Below are 17,632 nucleotides of genomic sequence, written 5' to 3'. Positions count from 1 at the left end.
ATCATTAACCTAATATAGAGATATAATACTCATTTTTATTAATAAAATAGTATGTTTTTATGACGAATAAAGAGCTAATTAAACAATTTTATCAGCACGTATTTATTAAACGGTGAAATTGATAAAATCCCTGAATATGTTATCGAAGATTATATCCAACACAACCCTAAAGTTGAAACAAGTCGTGAAGCTGTTATTAACTTTTTTAAAAATTTTCTTCAATTAAAACCTAAATTTGAAATTATTAATATGTGTAGTGAAGGCGATATGGTTTATCTATTTCATAAATGCACCCTCGCTGATGGCAGTGTGCATAAAGCATGTGATATTTTCCGCGTTGAAAATCATAAAATAGTCGAACATTGGGACGTAATTGAAAGAGGTGTAGAAAAAATTCAATCTATTAATAAAAATGGAATTTTTTAATAATTTTAATTAGGTTTTATAAAGATAGTAATTTACAGTTATTAACATCAATCATATAAATCTATAAAAAATTATTTTTAGCATATTTTTTTATAGATTTTGAATTTTCTTCTAGTTATTTCATTAAAGATGATGTTTAAAACTATCATTTAAAAATTTATGCAACTAACAAGATAAAATTTGAGTGATATGATTACATTTAGATTAAATATAAAAGAGAACTCGTTTTGAGTTCTCTTTTAATCATTTATTGTGAAATAAACAAGTTGAAAAACTAAATAGCATAATTAACATCTACACCACGAATATTATGTGCTCGGCTTCTTTCTATAGATTGAATTGCAGCGATGACATCACGGCCTTCTCGCATTCCATCAATTAATTTTCTTGCTTGTTTGCAATCACCAATTTGTTGGAATTGATAGTGGTTTTTATCTGCATGTTGTCGGAATTGTTCAGTAAATTCTGACACAGGGGTTAAACCTAAGCAGACAAAACCATAGTCGAAATCGAGCTCTTCAATTTGACCATTTCGAGAAACAATAAAGCGGTCTTCTTTAACTTCTTGTAATGTAGTTTCTAACATTACGTTGACGTGATTATCATCAATCATTCTCATCATTGATAAACGGCCAATCATATCTAAATCTTTTGCTAATGCCGACTGCATTTCAACAATAGTGGTGCTTTTAGCTTTATTTTCAGAGAAATATTCAACCACATCTAAACCGACAGCTCCGCCACCGATTACAACAATTTTTTTATTAGGAATATCAGTAAAGTATTCGAAATTATCCATCAGATCAAAAATTGAGAAGACGTTGCGATTCTCTTTTGCTAACTGTTCATGTAATCCTTTAATAGGAGGTAATAGAGCCTTAGCACCTGTGGCTGCGACAACCAGATCAGGGTGATGACTTGCTACCATCTCTGGTGTTGCTTTTGTATTTAAATGGATTGTGACATTGTCTAATTTGTTGATACGGTTGATCAAAAATTTTGGTAGATCCGCTATACGTCGTTTATAAGGAAAACGTGAAATAATGGATGATAATCCACCAAGAAATGGTTTTTCTTCATATAGGGTTACGTTACAACCAACTTCGGCTGCGGTGGCTGCAGCTTCAAGCCCAGCAGTCCCTCCACCTATTACCACTACATTAAGTGGTTCAGTTATTTGATAGCGTTTATAATCTTCATAACTGATAATATCAGGATTTACTGTGCAGCGTATTGGTTTAGATTTGGCAATTCGATGATCTGCACACCCGATATTACATGATATACAACGTCTTAATGTATCAATTTCGTTATTTTTAACTTTTTCAACCCAATAAGGTTCTGCAATTAATCCTCGCCCCATTACAACAAAATCGGAAACACCGTTTGCTATCGTATCAGCAATAATTTTTGGATCACGGAAATTTCCTGAGGCAATGGTTGGTTTGTTGAATTTGTCTTTCACTGCTTTCGCCATATATGATCGCCAACCATCGGGTAAGTTCATCTGATCGATTTGCATGAATAAAGTGTCATTTTGAGCCGCTGATACATCAAAAATATCAACGCCTTCGTTTAAATATTCTAGAATTTCTAGCGTATCTTCTAAGCTATTGCCACCTTCAATAAAGTCATCAGCACTAAAACGCAACATTATTAGAAAATTTGGTCCAACATGTTTGCGAATTTCGTCAATGACCATGCGAACTATTCGCGCACGGTTTTCAACGCTCCCACCAAATTCGTCAGTACGTTTGTTAAATATTGGAGATAAGAATTGACTAAGTAAGTAGGAGTGTCCTGCATGAATTTCGACAGCATCAAATCCTGCTCGTTGTACTCTTGATGCGGCTAATCCATATTGTTTCACAACATAATATATTTCATCAACTGACATAGGTCTTGGAGCATTGCCACCCGTTTTTGATGGAATATTTGATGCAGAAATAGGCTGCAAGCCATTCAGTCGTCCAAAATAAGCAGATGCACCTGCATGATTAATTTGTACAGCGACAGTGGCACCATGTTTATGCATACGTTCTGTGAATTTAAATAATCCAGGTATATACTGGTCATTATCAATCCGTAGTTGTGTTGTCCCATTAGTTCCATATGGGTAATCAATACAGACGTTTTCAAGAATAATTAATCCAGTTCCACCCTTAGCTCGTTGTTCATAATACTGTATGTGGTCATCAACAAATTCACCACTTAAGGTTGCAAAGTTAGTTCCAATCGGTGGCATTACAATTCGATTTTTAATCGTGGTGCGTTTAATTGTGATAGGTTGAAAAATTGAAGAGAAATCGCTCATGTTACTCCCTCATACCATCACACAACTCTGAAGTTGTGCTACTTTTAAATTTTAAATTGATATTCGATTAACTCTATTATACACAATTTATCAATAAATATATTCTTTATTTTCTCATTTATTCATTTATTTTTTCTATAAATTCTTATCATTTACCATTAATATATAAATGTTATAAATAAACATATTAAATATATTTAACAATGATAATACAGTATTAAATTAGTTTTATTTATTACTTTATTATAAATAATTAAATTTTAAATTTGAAAAATAATAATTATTAATAAATTAATTATTAAATTGATTTTAAAAGGAATTATTATTTATATATTATTTAAATTTTAGATGTTTATTATATTTTTAATTCATTTTTTAAATAAAAAAATACCACGTCTAAGTGGTATTTTGGTTGAAATGCGATCTGATTTTAATCTAGAAACAGACTTATTGATCGATTTTAGCTTTTATTTGCTTTACGTGAATTAATTGCAAACTGACGACGTCCACCTGGTCTTGGTACTAAGTCACCCAACATAACCTCATAACCACCGTCAACAACTAATTCAGTACCATTAGAATAATCTGAACGTTTACTGGCTAAATATAAAACAGCATTAGCGATATCAATTGTTTCACCAATACGATGGCTTGCAATCATTCGCGTACGACCTTCTTCTACTTCTTTATCTTCATAGAATTTTTTCGATAATGGTGTTTTAACAAAACAAGGGCAAACAGCATTACTACGTATACCAAATTGTCCCCATTCAGCGGCAATTTGTTTTGATAGCATTGAAATAGCAGCTTTTGTCGGACTATATGCACCACTATAGGTTTCTGGTGTATGCGAAGCAACAGTTGAGATATGGACCATGCGACCTGATTTCTGTTCGATCATCATACGACCAAAACGTTGAGACATTAGGAAATAACCTGTCATGTTGACATTAATAGTTAGTTGCCATTCATCAAGCGGTAAATCTTCTAACGGACAGAATTTTAAAATTGCCGCAGTATTGACTAAAACATCACAGCGACCAAATTGTTTTTTGACTAAAGCAACAGCATCGTCAACACTTTTTTCATCAGTTGTATTACAAGCCAACCCTATCGCTTTAATACCATATTCTTTGGCTAATTCAGCAGCATAATCTTGGCATTTGGTTTCATCAAGATCGATGAGTACTAAATTTGCTTTTTGTTTAGCAAATTCTCGGCAAATTTCGGCGCCCATGCCACCTACCGCACCCGTGATAACACAGACATCGCCTTCTAAACCTAACCAATTGTTATTCATACAGACTCCTAATATTATTTTTTATACTAATCGCTGATTATTTACGATTAATATTTTCAAATTAATAGTTTATATATTTGACTTTCACTGATTTAATTTGTATTCAATTTGAATTTTTATAAGAAAATTATAATTTTCAAGCTAAACTTTTATGTAATATATTTAAAATGTACCGCAGATCTTTTACATCAAGTTGACCAGGTGCAGATGCATGTTTTGCTGCGCCAAATGTGAGGTCAGATCCAAAAGTTTCGCCCGCAACCCGACTAATCGCGCCTTTTCCTGCCATTGACATAGTAATTAAAGGTGTATGCGCATATTTATCTTTCATTACAGCGGTTGCAGCAAGTAAGTTAATCACGTCTTCACGTGAACGTGGCATTACAGCGATTTTTGGAATATCTACGCCAAGATCCTGCATTTTGCGTAATCTTGCTATAATTTCATCTTTTGGCGGTGTTTTATCAAAATCATGGTTTGAGGCAATAACTAAAACCTTATTTTGATGAGCTAACTCGACAATTTCTTCTACATATTTGTCGCCTGTGAAAACTTCAATATCAACAAGATCAATCAATCCACTTTTAATCATCTGTTTATTCAGATTAATATAAAATTCTACCGAAGCAGGATAAACGCCCCCTTCATTAGCGGTACGAAATGTGAATAAAATTGGTTTGTGACCAATGATTGAGTTTAATTTGTTTGCTGTTTGTTTTACTTTTTCAATATCATCAACATGTTGAAAATGATCTACTCGCCATTCGACCATATCAAAGTCGATTTGAGTCAAAAATTCAGCTTCATTTACTAATTCTTGTTCTGTTTTACCCACAATTGGAACGATAATTTTAGGCGCTCCAACACCAATATCTAAATTTTTCACTGTAATTTTTGTCATCTAGTCACCAATAAATTTATTTTTTTATCCTCTCGATCAAAATTGAGAAAGAGGATAATTGATACTGTTATAAATATTAATATTTATATTAATTACAATATGTTAAATAAATATTTAGTCATTAAAACCCATTTTTTCTTTAACATAATCAATAGGAGCATCTTGTCCTGTCCAAATTTTAATTTGTGCATGACCTTGCCATAACATCATTCCGATACCGTTTAATATTTTACAACCTTGTGCTTCAGCTATTTCTAGTAATTTAGTTTTACGCGGACTATAAATACAATCGGTTACAACAAGATCTTTTCTTAACATACTAGGATCGGTAATTAAACTTTGTCCTTCTAAAGGCTTCATACCAACACCTGTTGCATTACATAATACTGTACTTTCAGCGATTTCTTGACGCAATTTGGCTTTATCTGCTAAATCATAAACTGTTGCTTTACAATTTGTTTTATCATTGATTCGTTTAGCTATTTCTACAATTTTATCAAAGCATTCGTCTTGTTGATTGAAAATAGAAATCTCTTTAACACCATCTAGAGCGGCTTGTACGGCAATAGCACTTGCAGCGCCACCACCACCAAGTAATGTCATTTTTTTTCCAATAATATCAACACCAGCCTCTTTTAATGAGCGCATGTATCCCATACCATCAGTGTTATATCCAGTCAGTACACCATCATCATTAGAAATGGTATTACATGCTCCAATAAGCTCAACTGCTGGAGTTAATTTATCTAAATATTGGCATACAAGTTGTTTATTTGGCATTGATACTGCACTACCACGTAAACCTAGTGCTCGTAAACCTTTTATAGCATCAGGTAATTTTTCTTGTGTCACTTCAAAAGCTAAATAGACATAAGGAACGTCTAGTTTAGAATAGATAATATTTTGCATCTTCGGTGATAAACTGTGTCGAATTGGATATGCCATTAGTCCAATTAATAAAAAATGACCATCAATATTTGCTCTCATACTTCTCTCCAATTTTTAATCATTAAGTTCAGCTACTTGTTTAAGTAATTGTTTTGTATCTTCTAAATACATTTTTGCTCGTTCAATTGGAGAATGACTCAATGCAAACTCATCATTACAACATTCAATTGAAATTGGCATTTCTGGTAAAGCTTTCAATAATGAAACTAAATCAATTCCACCACGTCCCGGTGATAAGCGATAATTTCTTGCTTGGTAAAGTAATCCTTCGGTATCTTTAGGTTTTTCTTTAGTTCCATCGCATAATTGCATATAACGCCAACAATCCTTAGGTACATTTTTCAAGTCTTCCAGTGTATTAGCGCCTCGATCAAAATGTAATGGATCAATAATCATACCTTGGTTATTTTGATTCGCGGCTTTAAGTAGTTCTACACCTGAATTGACGGTAGGAATATCAGTCCAAGGCATCGGTTCAATATTGATTGCGATACCTAATGGTGCTGCAATTTCACATAATTGTGCAAAATTGTCAGCCAAACGATTTCTATCAGGATCATTACCTGCTAACAATACTTGACTAGCACCTAAACGGGCTCCCGTTTCTAATACAGGTAAAAAATTGATGACACGTGTATCTGGTTTAAGTCGGAAAATTTCAATATCTAAAACTTTGATACCAGTCTCTTTTAATCGCCTCTCTACTTCCCTGATTAGTGGAGTGTCACCTACTGTCGCATAAACAGGTTCAGTAGGTGTGGCTGGAATAAGTCTTAAACCAACATGGGTATAACCAGCTTCAGCTGCCACAATGATTTGGTTTGCTGGAGATACATCTAATACTGTCAAGGCAGCAAGCCCAATAGGACGTTCAATTGCCATACAATCCTCCTGAAATTTTAAAAATTTATCTGAAATAAAAAAAATAAGTTGCTAATAATGTAAAACAATAAAATAATTTTATCTATAGATTTTGTTATTTTAATTTATTTTTTTAATAAATTTATTCATAATAAGCCAAATAGTCATAAAAATTATTTACGAATAATTCTTAATTTAAATAGCAAAAATGAACGTATTATTTTGATTTATAGATAAAAATAACTAATGCGAATTTGATACTAATAGATTTGATATAAATTAAATGACCTGTAAATAAAAAATATGATCAAAAAAATTTAGCCGATTTTAATAATTGGAATGAAATACAAAATTAAATTGTTTAACAAAGGATGCACTATGAAAAATAAATATATTCCTACCTCGATATGCTTATATATGAACTACTTTGTTCATGGTATGGGAGCAATCATTCTAGCCCAAAATATGGACTATTTGGCTAATCAATTAAATACCGACAGTGCGGGGATTGCTTATGTGATCTCTGGTTTGGGGATTGGACGATTAATTGTTTTGTTTGTTATGGGCGCACTATCAGATAAATTTGGTCGTAAACCTTTCGTATTTTTAGGTGGTCTATTTTATATAGGATTTTTGCTTGGCATTTTGATTAGCCCAAATCTACAAATTGCATTTATATTTGCTGTTTTAGGTGGTATTGCTAACTCAACACTGGATGCTGGTACTTATCCTGCATTAATGGAGTCATTTCCTAAGGCAACAGGTACAGCTTCAATTTTAACTAAAGCAGCCATTGCTGGTGGGCAATTTATATTACCGATTGTGATGACTATGATTATCGCCTCTAAAGCTTATTATGGTTGGTCATTCTTATTCTGTGTTGCTATTTTAGCTCTTAATGCATTAGCTGTGTTAAAAATGCCATTCCCAAATCATAAACAACCAGCAGCAGAAGAAATTGCAGATGAATCTATTGAGAAAGATACAAAGCCATTACCAAAATTAAAACAAAAAGCAAACTTTTGGATCGAAGGAATTTGCTTTATTATTATTGGTTATACATCAACAGCAACATTTTATTTAGTGTCAATTTGGTTACCTAAATTTTCCGAATCAGTTGCAATGATGAGCCCTTCTGCATCAGCTCAAACTATAAGTTATTATGCAATTGGTACATTAACAAGTGTTATTCTAACTTCAATATTAGTTAAAAGCTGGATTCGTCCTGTTTATGTTGTGTTCGTTTATCCTTGTTTATCAGCAATTATGCTGTTCGTTTTATTCTTATTCCCTTCACCAATGTTGTGTATGGCGGGTGGTTTTATCTTAGGATTTACAGCAGCTGGTGGTGTTCTTCAATTAGCTTTAACAACAATGTCAGAATTTTATCCGGAAGGTAAAGGTAAAGTTCTTGGTATTTTCTTCACTTCGTCTAGTATAGCAACTTTCTCTATACCGGTTATAACTGGAATTATTTCAAAAACCAGTATCGCTAATATCATTTTATTAGATGCATTTATTGCTGTATTAGGGTCAGTTTTAGCATTGGTAATTATTGCTAGATATCATAAAATTTTTGAACTACCGAATCGTAAATTAAGTTAAGTAATATTACTAAAGATAATTAATCAATAAAAAGCCACAAAAGTGATAAATTTCTTTTGTGGCAAATCTCTCTAAACTTTCCAAACATAATCTATTAAATAAAATACTATAAATATACAAATCGATAGATGATTCGTATTGATAACATAACAATTCCAAATGTTCAAACATAATAATCCGATGTATTAGTGTAGAATTGAGGTAAAAGTATCTTTTAGGTTTTTAGTTTGAGGTAATCGTTGCCCTAAGAAATTAGAAAAATAGCCATAAGTTTTTTTTAAAATCTAGTGTTAATACAAGACAAATATGAATATTCCATAAATTATCTTATAAGATCGGCATAAAAAAATAGGAACCAATTTTGGCATGCGAGCTATCAATAGGTTTGAAATCGGAATACTATTAGAGAGTATCCTTAGCATTACTGCCGAAACTAGATAGCTATCTAATAAAATATAAGGTTTTAATAATCAGAAGATTAGTAACGACTCTAATAATTATTTCACAGTGAATTAATTATGAATACTAAAGCATCTTATTGCAATAAGATGCTTTTTTATGCGGATAGTTATTAAATTTTCTTCATATCAATGACTTTCTTGAAACGTGAATAAACAATTAAGCCTAATATTACACTTGATAATGCAACGACAAGATCGACTAAAATTGCATAGCTAACATTTGTCATGGCTAATTTTGGTACTATTAGTGGGATTACAATAAATGATAAGCCACTTAAAGTATACATCGTTCCGACTGCAAAGCCTTTACGGTCAGGGAATAGCTGTTGCATAACAACCAAGGTAAGTTGTAATACACCACCTGCGGCAGTTAATCCCATTCCAATTGCCGCAATTAAACTCATGGTAGGATTAAGATTAAAGAGAAAAACCAACAAAGTTAACACTGAAAGTAAAGGCAATATAATAATACAAAAAATAGGTTTTATGAATTTTTTAACAATATAGGCTGTTGTAAAAACAGAAATTATTGAAGCCGTGCTGTAATAACTGATTAACTGTTTGGCCTCCATTTGATCCATCCCTATACCCTTTTCTGCAATTGCCGGTAACCATTGTAAAATGATCACGAAAGTTGCTGTAGTGGTAAAGCCCATAATGATTAATAAAATACCTTCAAAGAAAATATTAGGTTTACCAATAAAATAGTCATTATTCCCTTCATTACCACAGATAACTGTATTTTTAGAAGGAAATTTTCTTGGCGCGAGTAGTAACAAATTAAGAATGATACAAGCAATAAAGAATAGGAAAGCATAACCATACCACAAATGATAAGTATGAAATACAGTAACAATAAATGGTAAAACCAAGGTTCCCATTGAGATAAATGCTTTAATTAAAACGCTTGCTGTACCTGCTGATCTAGGAAAGCATTCGGTCAATGCTGGCATTGAGCCAGTGTCTAAAAAAGAGTTTCCTGCACCAATAAACATTGCTAAGTAAAAGGCGAAAGTTATATTGTGACAAAAAAGAATCCCAGAAAAAAAGATAATATAACAAAACATTCCCATTAAAATAAATGGTTTACGGCCAAACTTATCGGATAATATGCCACCGGCAAACATCAGCAATATTTTGCCAAATCCTATTCCTGAAGCCACAAAACCAACGCCAACTAGGTCAGTGTTAAGTTGAGCTGATATTTCCTCAGAAAATTGCATAATCACGATTAAAGCGATACTTTCAATAATATAATTCGCATAGATAGATCCTGCTATCGAATAAGAGTTATTATTATTATTGTTCATTAGTTAATACTCCATTATAAATTTAAAACCTTACAAAACTAACTGATTTAATATTAGCGGTAAAAGTCTCGGAATAAAAGAAAAATAACCTTACAAATAGCATCACTAATAACTTACTATTAATAAACAATAAGTTATTTGTCTACTATATTAGATTAGAATAGATGAAAATCATCATTTTGGAGATGACAAAAAATTTATAATGTAAAAAATTACAAATTCATTAATCAATATTGAGTACTTCTAAAAACTGTCCTAATATTTGCATCTCCTGACAATCTACATTTATTACATGACTTGCAGAATCCATATAAAGATGATGACGCTCTTCAAGTATTTTATCCATCTCATCAACAATTGATAATCCTGTTAATGAAGGGCGTTGTGCCATATTGGGATCTTTCATTAATCGTTCAGCAAGAATCTTTGCAGGAGCGGATAAGAAGAATACAATACCCATTTTTTGCATATGTAGGCGATTTTGGTCAGCTAGAATCATTCCACCACCTGTTGCAATAACTCGACACGGCTGTGTGACATCGATTAAAACTTGGCTTTCTTGTCTTCTAAAACCTTCCCATCCTTCTTTTTCAACTATTTCAGCAACTGTCCTTTTGGTGGTTTCATATAAGTAAACATCAGTATCAATAAATGAGTAATTTAATTTTTCAGCAAGTAAACGCCCCATTGTTGTTTTTCCTGACGCTCGGGCTCCAACAAGAAAGATTGTTTTATTCATTTTTATAATCTCACATCAATAACATAATACACTTATATGTTATTCTTAATATACACAAATGCAACAAATATTTACACATAATTAAAAATTTTTATAAATTATAAATATATCAAATAGTTAAATATCAAACGCATGTAAATATTTTTTTACATTAAAAACTATCTTATTAATAATTGTTTGCAATACATTTGAAATAAAAGTAATCTTAGCTTTCAATATCTAAAAAAATAGAAATTGACTAGATTAACTAGTAATGTAGTTATGAGAAATGATTTATAGGATAGGATTTTCTAGCAATAAGAGCGAAAAGAGTATGTAATCTATTATTAATAAATAGAATATCACTATTAATATTATTCTAAAAAATAATGCCTTATAGATTACACATCTAAAATTTTAAAAACCATTTTTCTGATAAACATTATCAGGGTTTGGCCCAGTTCTAAAATCTTCATTTAAACTATCAATTTGCTGCATTTCGGTGTCGGTTAATTCAAAATCAAAAATTTGCATATTTTCAGCGATACGTAGAGGATTAACCGATTTAGGAATGACAATAAGATCTTTTTGAACATGCCAACGTAAGGTTACTTGTGAAGATGATTTTTGATATTTTTGACCAATATCTATCAATAATGGTTCTTCAACAACACGCCCACGAGCCAGAGGACTCCAAGCTTCGATCGCAATTTGTTCTTTGTTTAAATATTCTATTAATTCTTTTTGTACTAAATAAGGGTGAATCTCAATTTGATTAATCATTGGTTTGATATTTGCACGAGTTTTCAACAATTCAAAATGGGATTGATGAAAGTTACAAACGCCAATTGCGCGAACCATTTTATTTTCATATAGTTGTTCAATGGCTTTCCATGTATCAAAGAAGTGATTTTTCAATGGCCAATGGACTAGGAAAAGATCTAAATAATCCGTTTGTAAATCTTTTAAGGATTGTTCAAAGGATTTTAACGTTTGCTCATAACCTTGATTAAGGTTACTTACTTTAGTCGTTAGAAATAGTTCTTGCCTTGCAACACCTGAATTGACAAAAGCTTCACCAAGTACTTTTTCGTTATTATAAAGCTGAGCAGTATCAAATGAACGATAACCATTACTTAAGGCTGTCATGACAGCGTTATTAGCTTCTTGCTGATCAACAATTTTAAAAGTGCCGAAACCTAACTGTTCGATTGATACACAATTGCTTAAGCTAATTTTTTTAATTAAAGATGCCATTTTTTTCTCATCAAATTATTTTAGCGACAGATATTAATCAATTTTTAAAACAATATATGTTGTTTTAAGTAGTTTATCATTTAACAAATATATTTAAATTATCTATACAAATAACAATATTTATTAAATAATCGTATGAATAGTAACATAAAATTAATTATTAAAAAAACTATCTCCACAATATTGGGTTAAAAATCGATAAAATTTTTGAGCGACAGGCATTAGCGGTCTATTTTTAACCGTTGCCACATAGATTTCTCGTTTTTGGCGATTTTTATTCATCGGTATTAATGAAACATTGGCTTGTTCTGGAACGGATACATTAATCATCATACCAATACCATAATTGATAGATACTAAACCAATCATTGCATTTTCACTTTCAACCCGACTAACAACATTAGTTAATTTAACACCTGATTCATTGATGATGTTGTCCAAATAACCTTTCATTCCACTACGTTCGGTATATAAAATTACCGGTTCATTAGCTATATCTTTTAAGTCCAGTTTTTTTCGCTTAGATAATGGATTCTCATTAGAAATAATAAATACAATTTCTTGCTTAGCTAAACGAGTGAATTCAATTTCTGGGTCATCATGCAAATAAGAGCATAATCCGATATCATAACGTTTACTTTTAAGTTCTTGAACAATATTTGCACTCAAATCTTCATAAAAGGAAAATGAAATATTTTTATATTCAGGTAAGCTAGTAAAAGCTTTAATAATCTTTGGTATATATCCCATACTTAATGAATAAACAAAAGCTAATCGAATATGTCCATGCGATATGCTAGTTAATTCTTTAATAAATTGTTCACCTTCATTTAGTGATTGTAATGCTTGATTAACGTAGATGAGATACTGTTCGCCTTCTTTAGTTAGTTCTACATTACGTCCCTTTTTTTGAAATAATTTGATACCAATCTCTTTCTCTAATTCTGCAATCGCATGACTAAGACTTGGTTGACTAATGGAAAAATATTCTGAAGTATAAGTGTAGTGTTGATTTTTAGCGAGTATCTGAAAGTATTTAAGTTGTTTGATATTCATGAATGCATTACTCTCTAATCAATAATTTGTTGATATTATAAAGTATTTATTACTAAAATGGAAAACAATAGGATTTCTAAAATTAAATTGCTTACTCTATGATTATTAATATTTTTATCTACAATATTAATTATAAATAGTAAAACATTGTCTCGTAAAAGAAAGAGACACTGAAAAAATATGATTTCTCAATAAAAACAAAATTTTTGATGACTTTTGTTTATTTTTAAAAAAAATATGACTGAATTAAACTTAACAGTATAACAACCAATTGCCGTACGATTTTTATTCAGATTAAAAAGTTAGTTAAGTTAGATAAAAACCCATAATTAGAATATTCAACTAGTAATATCTATATTAACTTCTTTAAAAGAAAAAACTAATACAATTCCAATTCATCAAAATGTTAATAAATTTATCCCTTTTATAAATTAATTTTGAAAATAAATTACATTTAGAATTAACATTGAAATGACATAGACTCCTGAATAATTTTTACAAAAATATTAAGTAAGTATTAAAAATATTTCTTATTCGTTTTATATTGAGTTTAAAAAATAATCAAATAAACCAGATGAAAAATTTTTATGTTTAAATCAAATTTAAATAATTAACCTATATGAAAAATTAGAATAAATAACTGATTATTTATTAAATTAAAAATAAGCTAAGACCCACTGTATAACGGTATTCTATGTTTATGTTTAGCTAAAAGACTTAACTTATAATATCAATTAAACTGTTATTTAAGGGCAAGTGGACTAATATCAAAAATTTTTCTCGAAAGCTATCAATGTTTATGGAATATATCTCTTTCATTTTATGACGTTTATTTAATTACCCTGTAATCGGGCTTTAATATATCTCCTAATCATGAGTTGCCTTATTATAGTTAGAATTATATTTGAATGGTCAGGCTTTTTTAAGTCGTCATCATCACTGAACCATTATTCTATAGTCTGTTGGTACTTTATTTATTACAAAGCTATAAAATTGGACAAAAGTCTGAAATCTCTTATAAAAAAATTACTTCATAAGTTTTTTTGCATTGGTTTTATTGAAAAATTTTATTGAATACAATTAATGAAATGGCTATAGGTGTTTTATTATGATGGTTATTTATATAAATAGAGTTGAATAACTTTTTAACATAATACTTATGTACAAAAGCCATTAACAACATTGCGTCAACATTTTATTGAGATATGGAATTTGAGACAATCAAAACAAAAATTATCATCATGTTATTGTCATTTATAATTATCTTCTTTTTTCGATAAAAGGATTGTATAAGTTAATATTTTTTAAATGCTGTTCACATTTATACCATTAATAATCTATTAAATTTCAGAATAACTAGGTAAAATAATTAAATTAATTTGCTATAAAATGAAGTAATACCACTATTTCAACTATTCAGGTAAAACGACAAATAGGAAAAGAAGTAGATTCAAGATCTGAAATAAGAATATAAAATGAAAAATAATTGCCAATTTAATACTGCTAAATTTTATCAATATGACTGCATTCCTCATGAAACTACTAATTGTTATCGTATTATTACTGATAACGGAGTATATTTTTTTTATGAATACCAATTTATTGATGTTAACATCTTAGATAATTTGGAAGAAGGTGATGTTATCCATATTGGCTCTCATGCACTTAATGATGGCACTTTTTGGCTTCACTGGCTAGTTTCATGGAAAGGGGACTTGGCTATTCGAGATAAATTACATTATTGTATTCCACACCGCTATACATTACTTATACCATTTTTTATCTTGGTAGGATTTTGGTTTGATCTTCAGTTAATAACAATACTTTTATCCTTTGGGCTAATTTTTATTTTGATGTGGTGTATTTGTAGAACTTTATTTCGTTTAATAAATTTGTTTTTACCTAAACAAATTTTTTTACGGAAGCGTTATCATAGACTAAAACAAAGTGATCTAAGTTTTATGAAAAGTCCGCTTTCAAAAAATCGCAAAACCTTAAGTTGTTCATTAACAGACTTACCTGTATATGAAGGAATTGCTACTAATATAGACTCATCATTAATTTCTCGAGGAACAAGGTTATCATTTGATTTCAACGGTGTTAGATTATCATTCAATGAATATGATTTAACTAATTATTTTATACCTGTTATTTATTATTTTTGCCATCCGACTTTTATTGCATCAGGAGATAAACTCAGCTTAATATTTGAAAATAACAAAATTCAAGGAATTTTCAATCATACCGACGGTTCAAGCTATTTAATTACTCATTGTGTTTGGATAAGTAAACAAAAAGCAAAAACTTTATTACGTTATTGGTATTTTTATAGCATCTCTGCACCAATTGCATTTATATTATTAGTAATACTACCATCTCAAAAACTTGATTCAATAATAAATGGTTTTTTATGGATATTACCGTTAGCACAGATTATTCCATTACTCTTTCTACTATTCTATACACTATTTTCATATCTTAATGATCGCTCCTATACTAAACGTGTTTTAAAGTGGTTATGTGAAACTACTGGGCATTGGCCAAAAGAGATCTGAATTATAACATGCTGTTATGGAGTAAATATTTTCAATAGTGTATTAATAGCTAAGTAGAAATAGGAATCATCTTGCAATCCTTTTGCTATAATATAAGCACCTTGCGAAGTAGACATAATAAGTGTAACGGCCTCTAACGGAGCGAGAATATTAGAGATAGTACCTTCAGAAATCCCAACTTTTATGATGCTTTCTAAAGTTTGTTTCATTGACTCAAATCCACGATTAACTTCCGCAGCTAAACCTTTATTTTCCATAATCGCTCTATCCCGAGCAAGTTGACCAACTAAACACCCTCTATCAATATTACGGGATTTTAATAAAAGATCTGAAAGTTTATCATATGCATTTTTATCAGAACTTAAAACTAACGTATTGAAATTAACTAATTGCTCTACATTATATTTTATTGCTGCTAGTGATAAATCTTCTTTACCCTGAAAATAATGATACAGGCTACCTTGACCAACTTCTGCTCGAGTCAAAATATCATTTGGGCTTGTATTGGCTAGACCTTTCTCTAACAAGAGAACAGCCATAGCTTTGATTAGTTTTTCTTTTGAATTTCGTTTTGTATTCATTTTTGCGACAGAATGACATACCACCCTAAGATGGTATGATCATATTAAATAATTATTTCATTTGCAATATTGTATCCACTAAACGATTTGAAAACCCCCATTCATTATCATACCAACTAACAACTTTGAGTAATTTACCATCTATAACTTTAGTCAGTTTAGAGTCAAAAATGGAAGAAGCTGGATTTTGAATAATATCAGATGAAACAATTTCATCTTCGGTGTAAACAAGAATACCCTCCATTTCTTCGGATCTAACAGCGTCCTTAATAGTATTATTTACTAATTGTGCTGTCACTTCTTTCTCTAGTTCTACTGTCAAATCTATCATTGAGCCTGTGATAACTGGAACTCGTATCGAACCACCATCTAGTTTTCCATTTAATTCAGGTATAACTATACCAATTGATTGTGCTGCACCCGTTGACGTCGGGACGATATTTTGAGCTGCACTACGTGCTCGCCTCATATCTCGATGTGGACCATCCTGAAGATTCTGATCTTGAGTATAAGCATGAATAGTAGTCATAAACCCTGATTTAATAACAAAATTTTCATGTATTACTTTTACTAAAGGTGCTAAACAATTTGTAGTACATGAAGCATTTGAAATGATGTGATGTTCATTCCTATTGTACATATGGTTATTCACGCCTTGTACAATAGTCAAATCAACATTTGAGGCTGGTGCGGAAATCAGAACCTTTTTAGCCCCAGCTTTTATGTGTGCTTGTGCTTTTTTTCCATCATTAAATTTACCTGTCGATTCAAGAACAACATCAATTTTATGTTTAGCCCATGGAAGATTTTCAGGATAACGTTCTTGGTAAACAACAATTTCGTGACCATCAATAACTAAATAATCTTTTTTTACTTCAATACTTTTAGTAAAACGTCCAAAAGCTGTGTCATATTTTAAAAGATGAGCTAGTTGCTCAATTGAGCCTAAATCATTGATTGCAACGACTTTGATATCATTCGAACTCTCTTGCAATGCACGTATAAAACTTCGTCCAATACGACCAAAACCATTAATAGCTACATTTGTCATCATTATCTCCTTTTAAATTAAAACATACTTAATAGTATGTTATTAATTAAATTATTTAATTACATTAAACTTAAATTATTACTATTAATCAATGCATTAAAATTAGTTTAATTTAATAGTGTACAAGCCTTAGTAAATCCATTAACTATACATAATAGTATGTATTTTTATTATAATGAAAAATTGGAAATTGTAAAATGAAAAAAACATCAATTTTAGATACAACGTCAAATGATAAGGAACAAACATCACAAAATGTGATGAATCTAATACATAAACCACTAATAA

The 17,632-nt window shown here is 30.5% G+C and carries 14 protein-coding genes; 3 read left to right on the top strand and 11 right to left on the bottom strand.

All coding sequences use genetic code 11. The features are described 5' to 3' along the window. Positions 1-90 precede the first annotated feature (90 nt). Positions 91-426 carry a nuclear transport factor 2 family protein gene (locus GAPWK_RS14565; RefSeq protein WP_080692445.1) on the top strand — a complete coding sequence of 112 codons (336 nt, stop codon included), beginning with the start codon at positions 91-93 and terminating at the stop codon, positions 424-426. A gap of 274 nt (positions 427-700) precedes the next feature. Here the strand turns inward: GAPWK_RS14565 and GAPWK_RS06245 are convergent, their stop codons facing one another. From GAPWK_RS06245 to GAPWK_RS06225, 5 genes are all read right to left on the bottom strand, one after another. After that, positions 701-2,740 carry an oxidoreductase gene (locus GAPWK_RS06245; RefSeq protein WP_025315400.1) on the bottom strand — a complete coding sequence of 680 codons (2,040 nt, stop codon included), beginning with the start codon at positions 2,738-2,740 and terminating at the stop codon, positions 701-703. Between the two features lie 460 nt (positions 2,741-3,200). Next, positions 3,201-4,040: an SDR family NAD(P)-dependent oxidoreductase gene (locus tag GAPWK_RS06240; protein WP_025315399.1), complete on the bottom strand. Its 840-nt coding sequence runs from the start codon at positions 4,038-4,040 to the stop codon at positions 3,201-3,203. A gap of 136 nt (positions 4,041-4,176) precedes the next feature. Beyond that, a complete protein-coding gene (gene aroD, locus GAPWK_RS06235) occupies positions 4,177-4,941 on the bottom strand; it encodes a type I 3-dehydroquinate dehydratase (protein ID WP_025315398.1) in 765 nt (254 codons plus the stop codon). 114 nt (positions 4,942-5,055) lie between these two features. Then, positions 5,056-5,928, bottom strand: coding sequence for a shikimate dehydrogenase (locus GAPWK_RS06230; RefSeq protein ID WP_025315397.1), 873 nt, complete (start codon positions 5,926-5,928; stop codon positions 5,056-5,058). Between the two features lie 15 nt (positions 5,929-5,943). Beyond that, positions 5,944-6,771, bottom strand: coding sequence for a sugar phosphate isomerase/epimerase family protein (locus GAPWK_RS06225; protein WP_038517279.1), 828 nt, complete (start codon positions 6,769-6,771; stop codon positions 5,944-5,946). Positions 6,772-7,128: 357 nt separating this feature from the next. Here GAPWK_RS06225 and GAPWK_RS06220 point away from each other — a divergent pair, with 357 nt between their 5' ends. Continuing rightward, the gene (locus tag GAPWK_RS06220) at positions 7,129-8,355 is read left to right on the top strand and encodes an MFS transporter (protein WP_025315395.1); all 1,227 of its coding nucleotides are present in this window, start codon (positions 7,129-7,131) and stop codon (positions 8,353-8,355) included. A gap of 571 nt (positions 8,356-8,926) precedes the next feature. Here GAPWK_RS06220 and GAPWK_RS06215 read toward each other — a convergent pair. The 4 genes from GAPWK_RS06215 to GAPWK_RS06200 all read right to left on the bottom strand — a co-directional run bounded on the left by GAPWK_RS06215 (position 8,927) and on the right by GAPWK_RS06200 (position 13,157). Next, on the bottom strand, positions 8,927-10,126 hold the full coding sequence (locus GAPWK_RS06215) for an MFS transporter (protein WP_025315394.1): 1,200 nt from the start codon (positions 10,124-10,126) through the stop codon (positions 8,927-8,929). Between the two features lie 223 nt (positions 10,127-10,349). After that, a complete protein-coding gene (gene aroL / locus GAPWK_RS06210; RefSeq protein WP_025315393.1) occupies positions 10,350-10,865 on the bottom strand; it encodes a shikimate kinase AroL in 516 nt (171 codons plus the stop codon). A gap of 396 nt (positions 10,866-11,261) precedes the next feature. Continuing rightward, on the bottom strand, positions 11,262-12,101 hold the full coding sequence (locus GAPWK_RS06205) for an aldo/keto reductase (RefSeq protein ID WP_025315392.1): 840 nt from the start codon (positions 12,099-12,101) through the stop codon (positions 11,262-11,264). 153 nt (positions 12,102-12,254) lie between these two features. Then, positions 12,255-13,157 carry a LysR family transcriptional regulator gene (locus tag GAPWK_RS06200; protein ID WP_025315391.1) on the bottom strand — a complete coding sequence of 301 codons (903 nt, stop codon included), beginning with the start codon at positions 13,155-13,157 and terminating at the stop codon, positions 12,255-12,257. 1,475 nt (positions 13,158-14,632) lie between these two features. On the opposite strand from GAPWK_RS06200, the gene GAPWK_RS06195 reads away from it, so the two are divergent. Then, a complete protein-coding gene (locus GAPWK_RS06195) occupies positions 14,633-15,712 on the top strand; it encodes a hypothetical protein (RefSeq protein WP_025315390.1) in 1,080 nt (359 codons plus the stop codon). Between the two features lie 14 nt (positions 15,713-15,726). Here the strand turns inward: GAPWK_RS06195 and GAPWK_RS06190 are convergent, their stop codons facing one another. Together GAPWK_RS06190 and gap are read right to left on the bottom strand one after the other, a co-directional pair. Next, the gene (locus GAPWK_RS06190) at positions 15,727-16,293 is read right to left on the bottom strand and encodes a TetR/AcrR family transcriptional regulator (protein ID WP_025315389.1); all 567 of its coding nucleotides are present in this window, start codon (positions 16,291-16,293) and stop codon (positions 15,727-15,729) included. Between the two features lie 52 nt (positions 16,294-16,345). Further along, complete coding sequence (gap, locus tag GAPWK_RS06185; protein WP_025315388.1) at positions 16,346-17,347, bottom strand: type I glyceraldehyde-3-phosphate dehydrogenase; 1,002 nt, start codon at positions 17,345-17,347, stop codon at positions 16,346-16,348. Between the last annotated feature and the right edge of the window lie 285 nt (positions 17,348-17,632).

It is taken from the genome of Gilliamella apicola (genome assembly GCF_000599985.1).
GTDB lineage: Bacteria > Pseudomonadota > Gammaproteobacteria > Enterobacterales > Orbaceae > Gilliamella > Gilliamella apicola.
This window is presented reverse-complemented; position numbering and strand designations above follow the sequence as displayed.